This is a genomic window from Petrotoga olearia DSM 13574 (assembly GCF_002895525.1).
GTDB classification, from domain to species: Bacteria; Thermotogota; Thermotogae; order Petrotogales; family Petrotogaceae; genus Petrotoga; species Petrotoga olearia.
This window is the reverse complement of record NZ_AZRL01000003.1, coordinates 136,406-155,566: the sequence shown is the minus strand read 5'-3', so window position 1 is coordinate 155,566 and position 19,161 is coordinate 136,406. Positions and strand designations below refer to the sequence as shown.

At 34.5% G+C, this 19,161-nt stretch carries 16 protein-coding genes and 1 pseudogene; 5 read left to right on the top strand and 12 right to left on the bottom strand.

The features are described 5' to 3' along the window. Positions 1-4: 4 nt before the first annotated feature. The 4 genes and pseudogenes from X929_RS09890 to X929_RS01130 all read right to left on the bottom strand — a co-directional run bounded on the left by X929_RS09890 (position 5) and on the right by X929_RS01130 (position 3,434). Complete coding sequence (locus X929_RS09890) at positions 5-982, bottom strand: alpha/beta hydrolase (RefSeq protein ID WP_342749833.1); 978 nt, start codon at positions 980-982, stop codon at positions 5-7. A 303-nt stretch (positions 983-1,285) separates the two neighbouring features. Further along, positions 1,286-1,807, bottom strand: a pseudogene (locus X929_RS09885) (alpha/beta hydrolase); the annotation flags it as partial. A 234-nt stretch (positions 1,808-2,041) separates the two neighbouring features. Next, positions 2,042-2,887 (bottom strand): aldo/keto reductase, encoded by an 846-nt coding sequence (locus tag X929_RS01135; RefSeq protein ID WP_103066234.1) that lies wholly within the window; start codon positions 2,885-2,887, stop codon positions 2,042-2,044. 13 nt (positions 2,888-2,900) lie between these two features. Then, positions 2,901-3,434 (bottom strand): flavodoxin, encoded by a 534-nt coding sequence (locus tag X929_RS01130; protein WP_103066233.1) that lies wholly within the window; start codon positions 3,432-3,434, stop codon positions 2,901-2,903. Positions 3,435-3,626: 192 nt separating this feature from the next. On the opposite strand from X929_RS01130, the gene X929_RS01125 reads away from it, so the two are divergent. Then, positions 3,627-4,085 carry a MerR family transcriptional regulator gene (locus tag X929_RS01125; RefSeq protein ID WP_103066232.1) on the top strand — a complete coding sequence of 153 codons (459 nt, stop codon included), beginning with the start codon at positions 3,627-3,629 and terminating at the stop codon, positions 4,083-4,085. Between the two features lie 292 nt (positions 4,086-4,377). Here the strand turns inward: X929_RS01125 and rlmD are convergent, their stop codons facing one another. From rlmD to X929_RS01080, 8 genes are all read right to left on the bottom strand, one after another. Beyond that, complete coding sequence (gene rlmD, locus X929_RS01120; RefSeq protein WP_103066231.1) at positions 4,378-5,544, bottom strand: 23S rRNA (uracil(1939)-C(5))-methyltransferase RlmD; 1,167 nt, start codon at positions 5,542-5,544, stop codon at positions 4,378-4,380. Next, positions 5,544-8,255, bottom strand: coding sequence for a hypothetical protein (locus tag X929_RS01115; protein ID WP_103066230.1), 2,712 nt, complete (start codon positions 8,253-8,255; stop codon positions 5,544-5,546). The genes rlmD and X929_RS01115 overlap by 1 nt, the downstream gene beginning before the upstream one ends. Before the next feature lie 39 nt (positions 8,256-8,294). After that, positions 8,295-10,085 carry a tetratricopeptide repeat protein gene (locus X929_RS01110; protein WP_103066229.1) on the bottom strand — a complete coding sequence of 597 codons (1,791 nt, stop codon included), beginning with the start codon at positions 10,083-10,085 and terminating at the stop codon, positions 8,295-8,297. A 513-nt stretch (positions 10,086-10,598) separates the two neighbouring features. Next, positions 10,599-10,955 carry a hypothetical protein gene (locus tag X929_RS01100; RefSeq protein ID WP_103066227.1) on the bottom strand — a complete coding sequence of 119 codons (357 nt, stop codon included), beginning with the start codon at positions 10,953-10,955 and terminating at the stop codon, positions 10,599-10,601. A gap of 25 nt (positions 10,956-10,980) precedes the next feature. Further along, positions 10,981-12,117, bottom strand: coding sequence for a tRNA guanosine(34) transglycosylase Tgt (gene tgt, locus X929_RS01095; RefSeq protein WP_103066226.1), 1,137 nt, complete (start codon positions 12,115-12,117; stop codon positions 10,981-10,983). Continuing rightward, positions 12,117-12,698, bottom strand: coding sequence for a cyclodeaminase/cyclohydrolase family protein (locus tag X929_RS01090; RefSeq protein WP_103066225.1), 582 nt, complete (start codon positions 12,696-12,698; stop codon positions 12,117-12,119). The genes tgt and X929_RS01090 overlap by 1 nt, the downstream gene beginning before the upstream one ends. Positions 12,699-12,918: 220 nt before the next feature. Beyond that, on the bottom strand, positions 12,919-13,992 hold the full coding sequence (locus tag X929_RS01085) for a M24 family metallopeptidase (RefSeq protein WP_103066224.1): 1,074 nt from the start codon (positions 13,990-13,992) through the stop codon (positions 12,919-12,921). A 121-nt stretch (positions 13,993-14,113) separates the two neighbouring features. Then, a complete protein-coding gene (locus X929_RS01080) occupies positions 14,114-14,764 on the bottom strand; it encodes a peroxiredoxin (RefSeq protein ID WP_103066223.1) in 651 nt (216 codons plus the stop codon). A 256-nt stretch (positions 14,765-15,020) separates the two neighbouring features. On the opposite strand from X929_RS01080, the gene X929_RS01075 reads away from it, so the two are divergent. Genes X929_RS01075 through flgL form a run of 4 tightly spaced genes read left to right on the top strand, consistent with a single transcriptional unit; the run spans position 15,021 to position 19,156 of the window. Beyond that, entirely contained in the window at positions 15,021-15,290 is a 270-nt protein-coding gene (locus X929_RS01075) for a flagellar biosynthesis anti-sigma factor FlgM (RefSeq protein ID WP_103066222.1), read from the top strand. A 5-nt stretch (positions 15,291-15,295) separates the two neighbouring features. Further along, positions 15,296-15,790, top strand: coding sequence for a hypothetical protein (locus X929_RS01070; protein ID WP_103066221.1), 495 nt, complete (start codon positions 15,296-15,298; stop codon positions 15,788-15,790). 10 nt (positions 15,791-15,800) lie between these two features. Further along, positions 15,801-18,218 carry a flagellar hook-associated protein FlgK gene (gene flgK / locus X929_RS01065; protein ID WP_245858620.1) on the top strand — a complete coding sequence of 806 codons (2,418 nt, stop codon included), beginning with the start codon at positions 15,801-15,803 and terminating at the stop codon, positions 18,216-18,218. A gap of 41 nt (positions 18,219-18,259) precedes the next feature. Continuing rightward, a complete protein-coding gene (flgL, locus tag X929_RS01060) occupies positions 18,260-19,156 on the top strand; it encodes a flagellar hook-associated protein FlgL (protein WP_103066219.1) in 897 nt (298 codons plus the stop codon). The last annotated feature ends 5 nt before the right edge of the window (positions 19,157-19,161 follow it).

Here is a 19,161-nt window from a genome sequence, read left to right as displayed (position 1 = left end):
CTTCTCATTCTGTTATATGTTTTTCCCAAAATTTTATAGCATCATTTATCCAGCCTTCTGCGACGGTTCCTTCCCCAAGCCCAAATCCATGTGAAAGTCCCTGAAAGACCTTTATTTCCGCATCGGTTCCATTTGCTTTAATCCTGTTGATTCTGTCTTCCATCGTTTTATAAGATGCAATTCCGTCATTCGTTCCCACGCACGCAAATGTCGGGGGTTCCTTTCCCGTCACTTCCGACAAACCGGTATACTGCATAATAACAGCCGCAGGACGCGGATATCTCTTTTCTCCAAAGCTCTCGGTACCGTAGCTTCCAAGCCATGCTGCCATACGCGCTCCGGCAGACCCTCCCCAGAGAGAATAGTCTTGCATGTCTATTCCGAGTTCGTCGGCGTTCTCATGCAGGAAAGCAATTGCCCTTGCAAGGTCCTCACAGGCCGTCTGCGCACCTGGGCGATAAATTAAGGCAAATGCGTTATACCCCTTTTTGCTGAGTTCAAGAGCATGTGGAAAACTGTCCTGCATCGCGCCGACAAATACAAATCCCCCGCCTGCATTGACAATTGCTGTTTTAGCGCCTTTATTGCCGCGGAAAAAGAACAGCCCTGTATCCTTTTTGTCAGGATCCTGCGCTTTTTCTTCATCGGAATAAATATCATAGAAAACAGTGTCTCCCGACAGGACGCGTTCTTTCAGGTAATTTGCGATTTCCACCGTTCTGTCCGGATTGATGTTGCTATACCATGTCAGGGAGAGTTTTCCAAGAGTATCCCCGCTGTAGTACCCTTTATCTGCCGGAAATAAAAGCCTTCCGAAATTTCCGAAAGCTGAATCCTGTATCACATCTTCAATCCTTGTATCCGCAGTGAAAGCTTTATAGGATTGACCCTTTCCCAAGACTGACCGAACCTCCTGCTGTTCCTTCTGGGACTTACTTTTACCGCTCCAGAATGCTTTCATCCCGTTATAGGTGTATTCCATCGCAGCGGTTCCGTCATGGGAATATCCCTTTTTGACACGATACGCAAAATTGCCGTCTGCCTTTTCATCGACATCGGTAAAATAGGCGGACGTTCGCATCAGATTTGTTCTGGCCTCATCGTAGCTGTACGCAAAATCATTGGTTCCTGTCATCACAAAGACGAAGTAATCATCCGGATCATGTCCCTCAGCTGCAGCAAAAATCTCTTTGTCATCCAGAGTTGTCCCGCAGCTCATCGGCAGGAAATAGTGAAAGTAATCAAGTCCGTATTGGAATGTCCGCCAGGTTGCGACCGATCCCATGGAAAATCCGCCGAATCCCCGGTGATCACGGGAAGCAATCAGATCTTCTGCAGATGTACTTGCAACATAGGTGCTGTACGTTCCTTCCACCGCGGGAATCAAATCATTTAATAACTCGTTATGGTAGTTCCTCGTCAGCTGCATCGCCAGAGAAAAGTTGCCGGAATCCAGTCCGTGCTCATTTGTGTTGTTATAAGTCGGACATACTATGATCAGCGGTTTGATCTCGCCTGCAGCAATCGCATGATCAATGACGTTCTTAAATGAGGATGGATTGCCCGGTGTTCCAAGCGTCCTAGTCTCATCGCCCCACCCGCCATGCATCAAATAGAACACATCGTATTTTTGATTCTTGTTATAGCCATAGGGAAGATATACGACTGCGTGTTTCTTAATCTTTTCTGATTTTTTATCATAAGAAAAGGATTCATAGGTATCGTAATATAGATCCTTCAATGTTCCAGGCTGCTCCGATCCTTTAAAATACCCATCAGGAATTTTTTCGATCTCCTTCGGAATCATGACATTCTGCTCTGCTTCCTGGGAATTCATGTTCTGTGTCTTTGTTATTACTGTATTTTCCGTTGCCGCCTCACTCAAAGATTTTTCTGTACTGCCGCAGGCAGCAAGCAGCAACGCCATGAGCAGAACCAGTCCTGTAATTACGGTTTTTCTCATTTACTCTCCTCCCCTCCGGAATATACAGTTGAAAGGACTCTTTTAATAAAGGTCCTTTCAACTGTACCAGTTAATAACTTATCTCTTTAATGAACAAATCCATTTGACCATTTCAGGGTCCCTATGTGAAAAGAAAGCACTTTCTTTTTTATCCAATTCTGCAATTTTATCCATATCTTCTGAAGAAAGCTCAAAATCAAATATGTTGAAATTTTCAACAATCCTTTCTTTGTGCACTGACTTTGGAATTGCAACAACTCCCCTTTGCACAAGCCAGCGAAGTATAATTTGAGCGACAGATTTATTGTGCTTTTGGGCCAGCGACATCAGTGCTTCATTTTGGAACATATTGTTTCTGCCCTCTGCAAAAGGGCCCCATGATTCTATTTGTACTTTGTATTCTTTCATTATTTTTTGACTGTCAATTTGTTGGCAAAATGGATGCGTTTCTACCTGATTTACCGCAGGAGTTATTTCATTATTGAGGATTAAATCAACAAGCCTGTCTGGGTAAAAGTTGCTTACTCCAATTGCTCTGACTTTCCCCTCACGGTACAGCCCCTCCATAGCACGCCATGAACCATACACATCGCCAAACGGTTGATGAATCAAATAAAGGTCAAGATAATCAAGCTGAAGATTCTTAAGCGATTTTTCAAAGGCTTTCTTGGTTGTTTCATAACCGGCATCCTGAACCCAAAGTTTTGTAGTGATGAAAAGTTCTTCCCTTGGAATACCGCTCTTTTTTATTGCTTTTCCGACAGCTTCTTCATTGCCGTATGATGCAGCAGTATCTATCAGACGATATCCTGTTTCAATTGCATCATAAACACAGCGTTCACACTGCTCGGCGTCATTTATTTGATAAACGCCGAACCCTAAAATTGGCATTTCCACACCATTATTTAAAACTACCTTTTGCATATAAATGCTCCTTTCAGATGTTAATATTTTTTAACCAATGGGCAATATCTTTTTCCGAGTTGTTTACGTTCCCGCCACGGATTGCCAGCCCTTTCAACACTTTTGAATTTGGGCACAGTTTCTTTATATCGCTTTCACTGCGCCCCATGCCGCTTCCTTCGTGGGTGCAGAATGGAAGAATGGCCTTTCCAGCAAAATCGTATTTTTCGAGAAAAGTGAATACCGGCATCGGCATGGTTCCCCACCAGTTGGGATAGCCCAGAATGATAACTTCATAGTCATCAATATTTTCAAGATACGCTGAAAGCTCAGGCCTTGCATTGTCACGCAGTTCCTGCTGGGCAACTTTTGTGGTTTCCGTATAATCCTCAGGGTATTTCTTTATTGTGTTAATGCAGAACAGTTCGCCGCCGGTTATTTTCTGAATCATTTTAGCGGCAACTTCCGTATTGCCAACCGGCAAATTTACAATGCATCCATTGACATAATTGTTTCCTTCTCTTGAATAGTAGGTTATAAGAGTTTTTCCTTCTTTAAATTTATTCATTTTCACACCTCCTCGATTTCATTTCATCAGTTGACACATACACCCGCATGTGGTAATATCATAATAAACCTGAGAGTTGACTCTAAGTCAATAGGCTTTTTTAAAGTTGTTTTGCATTTTTATGTAAAATTTTTCTTAACAATTATTTGACAAATATTCGACAAAGAATTTGTCGCATTTCGGAGGTTGATTATGTATTACACCATCGGTGAGATCGCTAAAAAAGTTAATGTTTCTCCTCATACCCTGCGCTTTTATGCAAAAGAAGGATTATTGCCATTTGTTGAACGGAGCGAAAGCGGCATCAGAATGTTCAAAGATGAGGATTTTCAATGGCTGATGATAATAGAATGCTTGAAAAAGGCCGGCATGCCGATTAAAGATATTAAAACCCTCATTGACCTGACAATGGAAGGCGATTCAACAATTGAACAAAGGCTTGAAATCTTTAAAAGGCAAAAAGAGTCTCTTGAAAAACAAATTGCCCAGTTGCAGGAAACGCTTAAGCTTTTGAAATATAAATGCTGGTACTATGAAACGGCAAAAAATGCCGGTACTTGCGCAGTGCATAATACAATTAAAATTGAGGACATACCAGAGGATATACGGCCTATAAAAGAAAACATTAAAAAAGTCCGCAGCCTGTATTAAAAAATGCACATCTTTCTGTAAACCGCAGAAAGGTGTGCATTTTTAGCTTTTAAAATAAATTTATGCAAGTAGACATGTTCCCGCGAACACATCAAACCATTTCAAATCTCGTCTTTTCCGTCTACACAACCCTGCCCGCCGAGAGCCGCCCCAAAAGGCTGTGGATGTGTTTCCGCGAACAATCACACACATAAAAATACAGGGCTTCCCGGCATCCCAGCCGCCAAAAAGCACATTTTCGGCAGATGGCAAATCACCTGAAAGCCCTGTATTCAAGCCGTTTTTCAGGCACTTATTTGTTTTTTACATTTATCATCAATACCACGCACTCAACGTGGTCAGTGTGAGGAAACATATCAACCAAATGAAAATCTGAGATTGTGTAGAGATCTGATAATTCTTTTAAATTTGGGATTAAGGTTTTAGGATTACATGAGATATATATAATTTTATTAAATTGCTGGGTTTTTATGAATTTTATAAGATTTGGGTGTAATCCGGCCCTTGGTGGGTCCAATACTATATAATCAGGTTTTTCTTTTCCACTTTGTTGTTTGACAAATTCTTTTACATCTTCATTTACAAATTCTACGTTGTTGATATTATTTAATATGGCGTTTTGCTTAGCTGCCTTTACCGCTTCTTTGACAATTTCTATTCCATAGACTTTTTTCGCTTTATTTGCAAGTAATAGGGATATTGTGCCCGTTCCAGAATAAAAGTCATATACAACATCTGAATTTTCTGCATAAGATAACGCAGTTTGGTATAAAACCTCTGTTCCTTTTGTGTTTGTTTGAAAGAAAGAGAAAGGACCAATTTTGAAAGTTAAATCTAAAATTTTTTCGTAAAAATAGTCTCTGCCGTATAGAATTTCCATTTCATCTGCTTTGACAACGTTGGCTTTAGATTCAGTCTTACTTTGAATTATGGAGACGATATTTCCTTTTAAGTTAGTATGCAGCATTTCTTCTTTCCATGTTTCTACTTCTTGATAATAATCATTATCTAAGGAAGTTACCAAGTTTAAAAGTATTTCCCCAGTTTTTAATCCTTTTCTGATTCCCAAATTTCTAAGAAAACCTGAGTGGTTCTTGTAATTTCTAAAAGGTATGTTCTTTTTGAAGAAAAATTCTCTTGTTTTTATAACGATATTGTTGAAGTCATAATTCACTAGTTTACAGTCTTTTGTGTAATAGACGTCGAACTTCTTGCCTTTTCCTCTTAACCCCAAAACAAGAGGGCCATCTTTGTATTCGTTACCAAAAGAGTATTCCATTTTGTTTCTGTATTCATATATATCTACAGAAGGAGTAATACCATGATAATTATTAGGTTTTATTTGATATTGATCAAAGAGCGAAAGAACGCTTTTCTCTTTTATTTTTAGTTGTTCTTCGTAATTTATATGCAATTTACTACATCCACCACATTTTTCGAAAATAGAACATAGTTGCACTAATAATTCTCCTTAATCATGACGATATTATTGATACCATTGATGGTAGTATTTCCAAAAATATAGATAAAATTTTGATTTTCAGGCTTTGATATACTAATTATTTCAAAATCAGAATCGAGTGTGTACGTGTTTATTTTTTCGACTTTTTCTTCTTCAAAATTTATTTCGTATATTATTCCAACTTTTTTCCCATTTTCTATACTATAACCATATGCTAGGTATTTTTCATCTATTTTAGCAAAGCCTAAAAATTTGTTCGACCCTTCTAATGAAAATTCAAAAGAATCTCCAAATCCATTTAATTCATCTATCTCTAAAATTCCGTATCTCATAGGTTGTGAATGAGTTTCAAATAATAAGTAGTATTTTCTACCTTCTTTTATAACCCCTACTGGGATGTTGTCATTGGAATCTCCGTATACGTTTGACCATTTCATATTTCCATAGTAGTCAAGTTTTAAAACGTATACATCAAAACCACCTGCACCAAAAGATCTTGTGGCACCAAAAACCATAAAACCTTGATCTTGAGAGTTTTTAATATCTACAGCAATTTCTACGTCGTTGCCACCGAAGTTATTAGTCCAGATTCTCGTCCCGTCGTTTAAATACTTTGAAACGAATATATCTGATAATTTTTTATTAATGAACAAATTTCCCGTTACTGCGTAACTATCTTCGTCGATTTTTGTAATACTTATACCGCTATCTCTACCGATATCCCCATAATCTATCCGATAATTAACGCTACCGTCTTCACTTATGGAAACGATGTAAACATTACCGTTTAAGCCGTAAGAGAGTGTATCACCGATGTAGATTATATTTTTAGAGTTATCGGTGGAGCTTTCAGTGAGTATGGCGTCTCTGAAAAAATCTGTATTTTTTGCATATAATGACTTTTCGTTTAAAATATTTCCGTAAGGATCAATTTTCCATGTTTTTGCATCCCAATTTTCATTTTTGCCTTCATAGCCATAAAGATAAAAATTTTCTCCATCGTATAAACTTCCATAGATGTATTCATCGAAACCTTTGAAGAATATTTTGATTAGTTCTGTCGCCTCAGGAGTTATTGGAGTAGGTTCAACGGGTATATCCATAGGAGTAGAGGGTTCTGTAATAGCTCCTTCTATCGGCTCTGGTATTGTGATTTGAGTTGGTTCAGGTGTTATCTCCGTTGCCTGTGACGTTAGTGGAGTAGGCTCAACGGGTATATCCATAGGAGTAGAAGGTTCTGTAATAACTTCTTCTATCGGCTCTGGTATTGTGATTTGAGTTGGTTCTGGAGTTATCTCCGTTGCCTGAGATGTAATTGGCGTGGGTTGGATGGTTATTGTTGATGGAGGTGTCACTATTTCTTCTTCTTCTTCTTCTTCTTCGATCGTATGGGGTAAAGGTATTTTTTCCTTAATGTATCTGGTGAAATAATATTGAGAATCGAAATCATCGTAAAGTATTAAAAATCGAGTTAGAAAGTCTTTTACACCTACCAATAAACCTTTGTCATATACTAAGGGTTCATCAATTATTTGGAATTTATTTATTGTAGAATAATTCCAAACTAAACTTCCTTCCAAATCGAAGGATTTAATACTTTCTCCTACCAATATGAATCTATCTTTGTTAACAGGAACAAAATAATTGAAATTTTCTTCATATGTAAAAGTTCTGATCAAATTCAATTCAGAATCATAAAAGTGAAGATTTTTTGAACCGGATAATAGAACTATTTTGTCGTAATAAGTGTATATTTTTCTTTGATATCTTTGAGTTTCTATTTGAAAGTCAAGTTGTGATATTTTTTGCAGATTGGTATCTAAGAGTGTAATATTATTATTAGTCAATATGGGGAATAAAGTCATATTTTGAATTTCAAGATAGTCGAAATCAAAAGTTTTGTTGTTAAAATCAAAACTTTCAACGGTTTCAAAATTACTATTCAATTTAACGAATTTATCTTCGGTTAAAAGATAGATGTATCCGCCTTTTACTAAGGCTTTTTGAATGTTGTTGAAATCAATTTGTTTTTGTATTTGAAAATCATCGTTTAGCGAAAAGATTTCATCATTACTGTAAAAGATATTTTCTCCTGCTAAACCTTTAATCTTGAAGTTTAATTGTGCCTTTTTTTCTAAAGAATAGTCGAAGATATAAGTTTCATCTTGCGTAACGAGAAAGACAGCTTCACTTGTCAAGAACCCATTTTCAATATTTTGTCTAAAATCAACCGTTTTAATCACAACTTTATTTTCATTCATTAAGACAACCTTGTTTTTCGATATACCAAGAAAGTTATCATCTAAAGGAAGAATTTTATCAAATTCTTCAAATATGATAATATATGCATCCCCAGCACGTAAACTTCTTGTGGTAAATTTTGCTGTTTTGCTGGAGTACACGTTTCCTTCCTGGTCAACTCCTTCTACTTTCCAGTAGTAAGTTGTTTCAGGCTTTAGGACGTCTCCCGTATAAAAATTTGAAAAAATATTTTCCAGTTTCAAATCTTTTTCATCTATATTGGCATCTTCAGATATGTATATTCTATATCTTATCTCTTTCCCTTCAGCATCAATGGTTTGCCATCTAAAAGAAGTTCTTATGTCGACATTTTGGGCATCTTCTTGTGGAGAAAGAATATTTATATTCAAAGTAAAAGAAATGGCGGAAAATAAAATTGCAACAAATATTAACAAATAATTTTTCATGGTAGCACCTCTAAAAATATTTAATATTTGGCCCTAGATTTACTGCGAAAACGAGTTGGAGATTGAGTTGATATTATGTATGAATAAAGATAAATTTTGTGTGTTATGATCTTTAAATTTGGATAAAGTTACTTCTTCAGTCGTAGTTTGTATTCTAAACATAGACAAAAAAACCTTTAGGGCATCTTTAAAATTATTTATTTTAAACTCTACTATCGAGTCGAAATCCATCAAATGTTCTTCGTAATTAGCGAATATTTGTGCAAAAGTAAAAGACATATCTTTGATTTCTTCGACATTTTCTTGAATAAAGGGCTGTAAGGGTAACGATTCTCCTAAAATTCGATCTTGATAAAATCTTAAAAGTAATCTACCGAAAGCTAACCCATCTCCGTCTTTCCAAAGATATTGCGATATAGTTGTTGCTACCCTTTCTGATAGGCCGTAATTAAATCCAGAAAGAAGTAGGCCGTTCGTGAGTAATTCAACACCATCTGGATATAACTTTGGTTCTATCGAACTCTCTTTTAACCAGCTAACGAATGGGCGTTTTATTTCTTTGGCTGTTAGATGTTCTGACAAAGAAAAAGGGTCAATATTTCCAAATTCGTCTATACTTTCAAATATTGATTCGGAAATATTCTTATCCGTAAAATCTTCCAGTTTGGAGACGTAAAGATCTAATCTATCTAATTTGTCTATTAGTAGAGTAAAGTTTGATAAGGGTTCTTCTAACAATATCTCTTTCACTTTTTCTACTCTACCTTGAGATAATTCGAACAAAACTTTAAAATTAACTGCGGTTTCGTGAAAGTCAGGATTCAGATTTAAAATTTCAAAATATTTTTCCACTTGTTCTTCGTCTTCTATTATTACATAAAATTTTAATAAAGTTAATACAATAAGATCTTTATTTTGCTCTGAAGCTATTTTTAAAGCTCTTCCTTCTGTTTCAATTGCTTGTAAGTATCTTCCCATGTTTTTATATTCCAACGCTAATTCGTGAAGTATATAATCTGTTTCATTTAAAGAGGCGGCTTTTTCTAAAACTTTTATGGCCTCGTTGTGGTTTCCTAATCTAGCCAATGAATGAGCATCGTTATAATAAATTTCATAATTATCGCTATCTATTTCTAGGGCTTTTTGGTGGACTTTGTGAGCATCTTTATAGCGTTGAAGCATATTTAGGGAAACGCCCAATCTTTCATAGGCAGGAACGAATTTATTATCGATTTCTATGCATTTTTGTAGGAGTGAGACAGCTTCTTCAAATCTGCCATTTTCCATGTATACATCTGCCATTTTTAGAAAACCTAATGTAAAATCCTTTTCAAGTTCGACAGATTTAGAGTAGTATTCTAATGCCTCATCATAGATATTTCTTTCATACATGAGGTTGCCAAGTTCATAATATCCATATGCAAAATTTGGTTTTTCTTTTATCGATTGCTTTAAATGAAGTTCCGCTAGTTCAAAGTTTCCTAATTTTTTGTAGTATAATCCAGTATAAAAATGCAACCTATAATCTGGATAAATTTTACCTGCCTTATCTAAAAATTCCTTTGCCTTTTCAAAATATTTGTTGTTGAGGTTTTTTTTAAAAGCTTCATAATAATAATAAACCAAGTAAGATATATAATATCGGTTGTTTTTATCTATGTCAACTTGAGCTTCTAAACCTCTAATAATTACGTCCAAAGGTATTTTATTGGTTTTTCTTGCATTTTGAAAATCTTCCACTAAAATAGGTAATTTGACAGGAAGGTTATTCAACTTTGCATAATTGGGATCTATATTCAGGTAAACTATAGCATATTTTACTTCTTTCAAAAGAAACGCACCTCTTCATTCTTATCTTCATTTAAATGAATTAATTGAAAGCTTTATATTTAAAAACAAAAAAAAGCAAGCCGCAAACTGCTCCTAAATAACTTGCAACCATATCTAAATTGCTATATGTATGGTAGATACTGAATTTTTGAGCATACTCTGTTAAAATGGGAACTAAAAGGAAAAAAATCAAAAAAAGTATAAAATAAAGTCTTTTACTATTTTTAAAGAAAGCGGTAAAGAACAAATCGGCACCCAAAAAAAACGAGATAAAATGAACTATTTTGTCTTCTCCTTTGAAATTACTATAATTTATTATAGGTTTAGAAATAGAAAGATATATAATAAAAACTATATATAAAAAGAACAAAACTTTCCAAAACACATTTTTTATTTTTTTTATATCTTTATAATTTTTATCAACCATTTGGCAACCTTTCTCTAATTTTATTTATATATATAACCTGGGGAGACTGCCCCAGGTTTGAAAAATTATGAGATGCTCTATTTTTTTTATTCCATTCTAAATGTTTCAGTTCTATCATGGTCTTCAATTATATGTTTATATCTGTCATAAGCAGATTTTGCCATTTTTTCTAAAATACTTGGAAGATCACTGTCAGTCCAATCTTCACCTAAAAAATCTATCAGTTCGTTTTTTAATTTAAAGTGAGGTTCTTTATCAGTAGCAAATTCAACATAACTTTCCACAAGTTTTCTATCTACTTCATCTTCTCCGTAAATTTTTTCTAGTAGCTTACTTACACTCCTTGAAAAAAGATCGGGGATCTCTTGAAATTTTTTAGTGAGATCTAATTTGTTTTGATATAATGGTTTAATTTCATTATAATACTTTATAAACGATTTCACGAGGGGATCCCTCCTTTTTGTTGTTTTAATTAGTTAAAGAATAAGTAGAACTTTTAAAGAATTCGTCTTTAAAAAATTTAAAATCGTCATTTTCTATAGCTTCTCTCATTTTCTCTACCAGGGATATGTTGAATCGCAAATTGTGAATGCTTAAAAGGACTTTTCCGAGTACCTCATCTTTTTTGAAAAGATGGTGTATATAACCACGAGAGTGATTTTTACAAGTATAACAATCGCATTCTTCATCAATAGGTTTTTGGTCAAATTTAACCAGTGAGGATTTTAAGTTGAGTTTTCCTTTCCATGTTAGTGCCGTTCCGTGCCTTCCCATTCTTGTTGGTAAGACGCAATCGAACATATCCATACCGTTTTCCACAGATAGAAACATCATCGTGGGAGAACCTATTCCCATTATGTACCTTGGTTTGTTTTCAGGTAATTTATTGCCAAAAGCTTTTAAAATCTTTTCAGAATCTTGGTATTTTTCTCCTACGGCTAATCCACCCAATGCATAACCGTCAAAATCTAAAGAGGTTATCTGGGATAAACTGAGTTCTCTTAAATCTTCAAAGAGTCCTCCCTGAAATATACCGAATAATGCCTGCCCATTATTATGATTATTATTATGATATCGCTTGGATCTTAAAGCCCAATTAAAAGTTTTTTGCACACTATCCTTTACAGCGTCGTAACCAGATAAGGAATTTATACATACATCTAAAACCATTGCAATGTCCGACCCGATTACTTTTTGTATATCTAGAGATTTTTCAGGTGTTAGCTCTATTTGAGAACCATCCAGCGGAGATTTGAAAATTACTTTTTCATCAGTTAATTTGGTGTGTGGTAAGGAAAATATCTGAAACCCTCCGCTATCCGTCAAAATTGGTTTTTCCCAGTTCATGAAGTTATGAAGGCCTTTAAAATGCTCAAGAATTTCTAACCCTGGTCTTAAGTAAAGGTGAAATGCATTGGCTAATATTATCTCACTATTGATATCGTTTAATAACGAGTTTGTAAGAGTTTTTACCGTTGCATTCGTGCCAACAGGCATAAAAACCGGTGTTTCAACGATGCCATGTTTTGTAATAATACGTCCTCGCCTAGCCCCGGTGTATCTGTCAATATGAATTAATTCGAATTGTATTGGTGAATCATCCATTAACCTTTTATTTCCTCCTTCAACTCTTTTAACAAGGAATCTGCTTCATTTTTGAACTCTATAGTATCATTTAAAAGGTTTTCCTTTTCTTCTGTGTTGTTTATTTTTTCTAAATTAGCTTCAACAGAAATAATAGCCGAATTCAAAACGGCCCAAGCTAAATAACAAGTAATTTTTGATTCGGGTTTTAAGACGGGGCTACCGTATTTGTAAAGGGTAAAACAGTTTTTTAGGATATTATAGCATGTTTTGGCTATATTGAAAGAATATATAGCAGCACTTTTTAAAGATTTGTCCTTATCTTTGCCTTCCTTGACATTCTGGATTCTTTCTGAATATTTAGAAGATTCTTCGGCATATTCCATTAATTTTTCTTTGATATCTATAAGATTTTCTAAGGCTACTTCTAGCGTATTCTCATAATCCTTGTCATTTCCATTGGAGATCGTGTAATTTGCCACCATATAACCTAGTGCAGACGCTAAAGCTGCTACTAAAGAAGTAACAGTTTCTCCGGCGGAAGCCGGATCTGTGGATGAAATTTCATTTAAAATATCCTCAAAACTCATATTTTTATACATTCATCCACCTCCCATCACAAAATGATTAAAGTATATGTACTTTTATTATACCATATTTTGATGATTAATGGATGTGAAAGAAAATCAAAATGAGGTTAACGAAGTTCTTACATAATCTTCTGGGGGAGCGCAGTATAAAGAGGAGGATTTTATTTAAATAGATGAAGGAAGACTCCTACTCTATAAATTATGAAGAGTTGATCCAAAGCATAGGAAGTGATTAAATTATCAAAAAATCTTTTGGATACTTGTTTAATACTTCACAACCATTATCAGTCACCAAAACCAGGTCTTCTATCCTTACCCCGCCAACACCTGGTAAATAAACTCCTGGTTCTATTGAAAAGATCATACCAGGTATTAGAATTTCTTCGCTATTTGAAGATATGTAAGGTTTTTCATGAACCTCTATCCCTACACCATGGCCTGTTCGATGAGTAAAGTACTTGCCATATCCTTTGCTTTCTATATAACTACGCGTAGTGGTATCAATCTCAGAAGCCTTAAGACCAGGCTTTATTTTTTCAATAGCTTTCAAATTGGCTTCTAATACTATTTGATAGATGTTTTTCATGGTTTCAATAGGTTTGCCAAAAAAGACGGTCCTTGTCATATCTGAACAATAATGATTTTTTATGCAACCCATATCTATCAATACAACATTCCCATCTTTTAACTTTGCATTAGTGGACACATGATGAGGATTAGAAGTATTCTGGCCGTATCCAACTATAGGTTCAAAAGAAACACCATCGGCTCCTTCTTTTTCGAAGATATTTTTGATGGCTTTGGCTAAGTATTTTTCTGGGAGCATCTCCGATAAAAGATCTATAACCTTTTCCATAGCAGTGTCATTTAATAAAGAGGAGGACCTCATTAACGATATTTCTTCAGCTTCTTTTACCATCCTTAATTCACTGATTATTGGGGAGAGATGTTTTAAGGATAAATCTTTAGTATTTTCCATTAAATCCAAAAGAAAGCCAGCATCCCATCTTCCATCTATACCTATTGGTTTATCTTTTTCAATAAGAGAAGATAATATCTTAATAGGATCTTCAGAATCAGAATATTTAATCAAATTTACTTCATCAACGGTATTTACCGTGAATAATTCATTGACTAGCAACTTAACCTCGCCAGAAGTATTTACATATAATAACAACAACCTTTCTCCGGGTTCAAACCACTCTTGTAAAAAATAGTAAAGAGAAGGTGGTGAGGATATTATTGCTTGATAAATATTATTTTTTACCATCTTATTGAGAAGTTTTTCTATCCTATCTTTACGCAATATTAAATGGACCTCCCCTGAATAGTGTCTAATTTTATTTAATTTATATTCATAATTATATCATAAAAAAAGTAGGAAGCAGATGATAAATTCTCTACTTCCTACTTGCTGGGGGTTAATATTATTCTTTAACTTCCTTAACCTTTAGCCACCAATCGTACCCTTCTTCACCTGATGTTTTTCTCTTCATAGCCTCGGAGTAAGTTGAAGCTGGTGGAATTATAACTTTACTTCCAAATATCGAGTTGTCGGGCCAATTGGCAGGGGTTACTACCTTGTTTTTGTCTGACAATTGTAAAGCTTTTACGGCTCTATATATTTCATTGATGTATCTCCCAACCTCAGAAGGATAGTACATGATCAATCTAATAGTTCCTTCAGGATCTAAGATGAAAACTGCTCTAACAGTTGCCGAACCTTTTTCAGGGTCTACCATCCCCAATCTTGAGGCTACTCTTCCCATTGTATCAGCTATTATTGGGAAAGTAATTTCTACACCAAGGTTATCTTTGATCCATTCCATCCATTTGATGTGTGAATAAACGGCATCAACAGAAAGTCCTAAAAGTTCTGTGTTTATCTTTTTGAAATCTTCATGCTTTTTTGCAAATTCAACAAATTCTGTTGTACAAACAGGTGTAAAATCTCCTGGATGGCTGAAAAGTACCAACCATTTTCCTTTGTAATCTTTTGGTAGTTCTTTTGCACCGTTCGTTGTTAATACTTTCATCTCAGGAAACTTTTCTCCAATTAAAGGAATTCTACCTTCCATATTTACCTACCTCCTATTTGATGTTTTCATTTTTGAAATATCTATTTTTTAGGTTCGCCTAAAAAAATTATATACTCAAAAAATAGAGAAGTCAAGTAAAAATTCAAACTAATTTTTTAAATTTATATTCTTTTCTTGTTACTAAAAAGCATTAATTGGTTTTGAAAAAATAGTTTTTCGATAGATTGCTAATGATATAATAATTGTGGACGATAATAACTATGAAGTTCAAATTGTTGAAAGGAGGGACTAAATTATGGATATCAACAATATCAATCCTGCTGATGGTAATAATTTAGATAAAATAAATCAAAAAAAGCTTGATAAGGATTTTTTAAAGAAACAGGTTAAATCAACAAACCTAGAAAGTGCAAATAAGATTACAGGAGAATCGAAGAAGTATATAGAAATATCAAATAAGATACCAGAAATTCGTCAGGAGCTTGTATCGAAATTGAAGGAATCTATTGAAAACGGCTCTTACAATATCAATGTAGATCAAATTGTAAATAAAATGTTTGAGTAAAGTGGGTGACCGTCATTAATAATTTAGAAGCGATAAAAAATGTATTAAATGAAGAGAACGCCAGTTTAATAGAGTTAAAAAACTCTTTTTATAACCTAAGAGAAGGTTTAGTGAAGAAAGCAGCTGTTGAAAAGATTAATTCAACCCTTTTGACGATTGAAAAAATGGCAAGTAACTTTAAAAGGGTAGAGGCTACAAGATCCCAGTTGGTATCAGCGTTATGCTTAGAAGAAAATATAGAGAACAAATTAGAATCGATTATTAATTATTTTTCAAAGAGGGACTATGAAATCGCCCTTCTTTTTTCAGAGCTTGTTAAAAATTTAAAGGAATTAGTAGGTGAAATTGATCTTTTAAGTAACATTATTTCATTTCAATCTAATCTGAACAATTTTATTTATCAAATTTTGAATCCTGAATCGATTACAAAAAGCAAAACTTACTCTCAAAAGGGTAGTAGAATTGACAATAATTTGACTTCACGAAGTTGGAGGGGTTAACGTGTGTGCAATGACTTTGAATGGCTTATTGAACACTGGGTTACTAGGAGTTTACACCAATAAAATTGCAATGAGCGTTGTTGCCCATAATATCTCTAATTCTAATACTCATGGCTTTTCGAGACAGACTCCGGTTATTGTAACTACCAATCCCATTAATTTGACAACGATTGGAAGTGGAGGGGCAGCTTTATCTTTTGGAACTGGTTCGACAGTAAGCGATATTCAACGAGTGAGGGACGAGTTTTTAGATTTGCAATTTCGAGGAACTTCCTCTCGTTTGAATTATTGGGAAAATATATATTCTAATGTGCATTATATAGAGCAATTATTTGGCGAGCCTGGAGAAACGGGTTTGAGGAATATATATGATTCTTACTGGGCATCAATCGAGGAGCTGAAAACTGATCCATCAAACGAAGCCGCTAAAACTCAGGTTGTATCTCGAGCAGAAGAATTAGTAAACACTATGAAAGATATTAATTATAGGTTAGAAGAATTAAAAAGCGATATAAACAGTGAAATAAAAATTAGAATTGACGAAATAAACAGTTATTTGAAAAGAATTGCCGATTTAAATCAAAAGATACTGACATCAAGTTCAATAAGTAGTTCCCCTAATGATTTGCTTGATGAGAGGGACAGATTGTTGGATAGACTTTCAGAGCTTTCCAACATACGGATAACAAATCATTCAAATGGTCAAATCTCTTTGAGTATTGGGGATAAAGTAGTTTTAAATGGTAGTAGTTATCAAGAGATAAAATCTTTAACCATTGCTGGAACAAACAATGAATATTATGCATATGTAGGAAATAATTTATTAACTTTTAACGACGGAAAAATGTCTGCCCTTTTTGAATTGAGGGACGAAATTATCCCTTCTTATCAACAACAGCTCGATGAGTTTGGCTTGTATTTAGTTGATACAACTAATCTTATTTATAAAGAGGGGTGGGATTCAACAGGAACTATAACAGGAGCCAACTTTTTCAGTGATATAAGTACCCAAAGAGGTTTTGAAGATTCAAGACTTTTCAGGATAGCAGGAAATTCAGACGTATTTCATCCAGGTATAATTCAATATGTAACGAGTCATAGAAGTTTTTATGAAGATCCTCAAATTGATTTAAATGGTTTCTATCTTTACACTGTAAATTCTAAAGTTTCGCCTCCTTCTGATCTTTCTGAAGTTTATCCTTCTCATTATAACAATATTGATTCAATAATACATGATTCAACAAATAAAGCTATTTATTTTGACGATACTTCGGGCTTTCAAGACAAACTACTAGTTGATATAAAAGGAGATTTTCTTAAGGAATATGGTTTCCCTACTAAAGAAATTAAGGCATACAAAATAGATCCTGCAAAAGTTATACCTGGTAGCCTTAAATTTGACGGTATTGATTCTAATATAAATTTCTCTAATGCAGTAGATTTAGTATCTAATATAAACAGCCATTCTGGAGGTTACTTGAAAGCAGAAGAAATTGATGGATTTATATACATCCTTCCCACAATGAAGATTCCAAATGCAGACTTGGATACAATCGTTTTAAATGACGTTGACGGTTCTCTTTCAAAAATGGAAGCACAAAAAGTTACATTGGATGCTTTAGATACTTCACAACCTACTTTGAATAATTTATTAGGTTCCAATGAAAAAATAGAAATGAGTATAAATGGAAGAAGAATTGAGATCAACCCTCTTAAAGACACTATTTATGATTTGGTTGACAAAATCAACGCAACAAACACCGGGGTTACCGCTTCTGTTACTCCACATGGTTCGTTTGTTTTGAGAGCTGGAAATCTAATTAATTTTGACTTACAGAACGTTACTATAAAAGGTCCTGAAAAATTATTCAATGCATTAGGATTTATCGAAGATGGTTCTAATAATATTGTTACTCTCATATCCCCGGATGTAAGTCCAGAACAAATAGATGAAAAGTTTTCTAAGGCTGATCTTTTGAGAATAGATAAGGGGTTGGGAATAGTCAATCAAATCTCCGTATCATCTAATTTAAAAGAGAATCCTTCTTTACTTGCAACTGATTTGGGTTATTATTATCAGACTAATTATACTCCAACCGGTGCGGGAAACGTTAGTGTATGGGATAAAATATCTAAGATGTATAATAATTCAGTATTAGATAATGGAAGGGTCGGTTTTTCAAACTTTTTGGGAAATATTGTTACCGATATAGGAGTTAAGGGTGAAACCGCTGATAAAATGAGGCTTAACAGTGAGATGTTGAATAGCGAAATCCGCCTTGAAAAAGAAAGAGTGATGGGCGTTTCTATCGATGAGGAGATGACTAACCTTGTCAAATATCAGCAAGCTTTTAATGCTTCTGCCAGAGTTATTACAGCGGTAAATCAAATGATGGATACTGTTATTAACAACTTGGGTGTTCGATAATATGCCATACAGTACTTGTTTGATTGTGAGGAGGAAAAAACATGAGAATCACTGAGAATCTTTTAAGTAGTAGAACACTTAGCGATATTCAAAATGTTTTAAGGAAGTATAGTGATTTAAATTCTCAATTAACTTCAGGAAAGAAAGTCCGATACCCATCGGATAACGCATCTGTGGCAACAAGAATTTCTAATTTAGATAGTCGTTTAAGGGAAATTGAACGATATAAAACTAATGTAGAAACAGCCCAAAATTATGTGAATATGTATGATACGGCATTACAAGAAGTAAGCTCAATATATCTTAGAATTAAAGAACTTGCAGTCAGAGGGGCAAATGATACTTTGAGTGAAGATGATAGAGTAGCTATAACAGAAGAACTAAACAAGATAAATACACAACTAGTTTCTATAGCAAATACAGAAATTTCAGGAAATTATGTGTTTGGAGGGGCTAAGAATAATCAAAAAGTTGTGGAAATAGATAGTAATGGGGATTTTAAAATAAAAGTACCCCCACAAGCAAATATTAGGCATAAAATTTCCGTTGGTGGACAAGATATAGAATATGGTAAAACGGTTTATGATGCTTTTGTAACTGATAGTGGTGCCTCAATTTTCGGCGTAGTAAAAAGGTTGTCCGGTGCAATAGAATCAGGAAATAATACTTCAATTCAAACTGAGTTAGGAAATATAGAAGAAATACAAGCTAAAACGTTAAATAATCTAGCTGAAATTGGTGCTACTCAGCGAGTCTTAGAAATGACTTCAAATAGAATGGAGGATTTTAAATTTTTTTCAACAGAATTTTTATCTAACGAAGCTGACGCTGATATCGCACAAGTTGTAATGGAATTGGCAATGCAGCAAAATGTCTTACAGGCTGCTTTAAAAGCGGCTGGTAATATTATTCCTCCGACTTTGGCAGATTTTCTATAAGGAGG

Excerpts from the sequence above, each read along its gene's own strand:
- X929_RS09890 (WP_342749833.1), bottom strand. The coding sequence starts at position 982 with ATGGAATACACCTATAACGGGATGAAAGCATTCTGGAGCGGTAAAAGT.
- X929_RS01135 (WP_103066234.1), bottom strand. The coding sequence starts at position 2,887 with ATGCAAAAGGTAGTTTTAAATAATGGTGTGGAAATGCCAATTTTAGGG.
- X929_RS01130 (WP_103066233.1), bottom strand. The coding sequence starts at position 3,434 with ATGAATAAATTTAAAGAAGGAAAAACTCTTATAACCTACTATTCAAGA.
- X929_RS01125 (WP_103066232.1), top strand. The coding sequence starts at position 3,627 with ATGTATTACACCATCGGTGAGATCGCTAAAAAAGTTAATGTTTCTCCT.
- X929_RS01115 (WP_103066230.1), bottom strand. The coding sequence starts at position 8,255 with ATGAAAAATTATTTGTTAATATTTGTTGCAATTTTATTTTCCGCCATT.
- tgt (WP_103066226.1), bottom strand. The coding sequence starts at position 12,117 with ATGGATGATTCACCAATACAATTCGAATTAATTCATATTGACAGATAC.
- X929_RS01090 (WP_103066225.1), bottom strand. The coding sequence starts at position 12,698 with ATGTATAAAAATATGAGTTTTGAGGATATTTTAAATGAAATTTCATCC.
- X929_RS01080 (WP_103066223.1), bottom strand. The coding sequence starts at position 14,764 with ATGGAAGGTAGAATTCCTTTAATTGGAGAAAAGTTTCCTGAGATGAAA.
- X929_RS01075 (WP_103066222.1), top strand. The coding sequence starts at position 15,021 with ATGGATATCAACAATATCAATCCTGCTGATGGTAATAATTTAGATAAA.
- flgK (WP_245858620.1), top strand. The coding sequence starts at position 15,801 with ATGACTTTGAATGGCTTATTGAACACTGGGTTACTAGGAGTTTACACC.
- flgL (WP_103066219.1), top strand. The coding sequence starts at position 18,260 with ATGAGAATCACTGAGAATCTTTTAAGTAGTAGAACACTTAGCGATATT.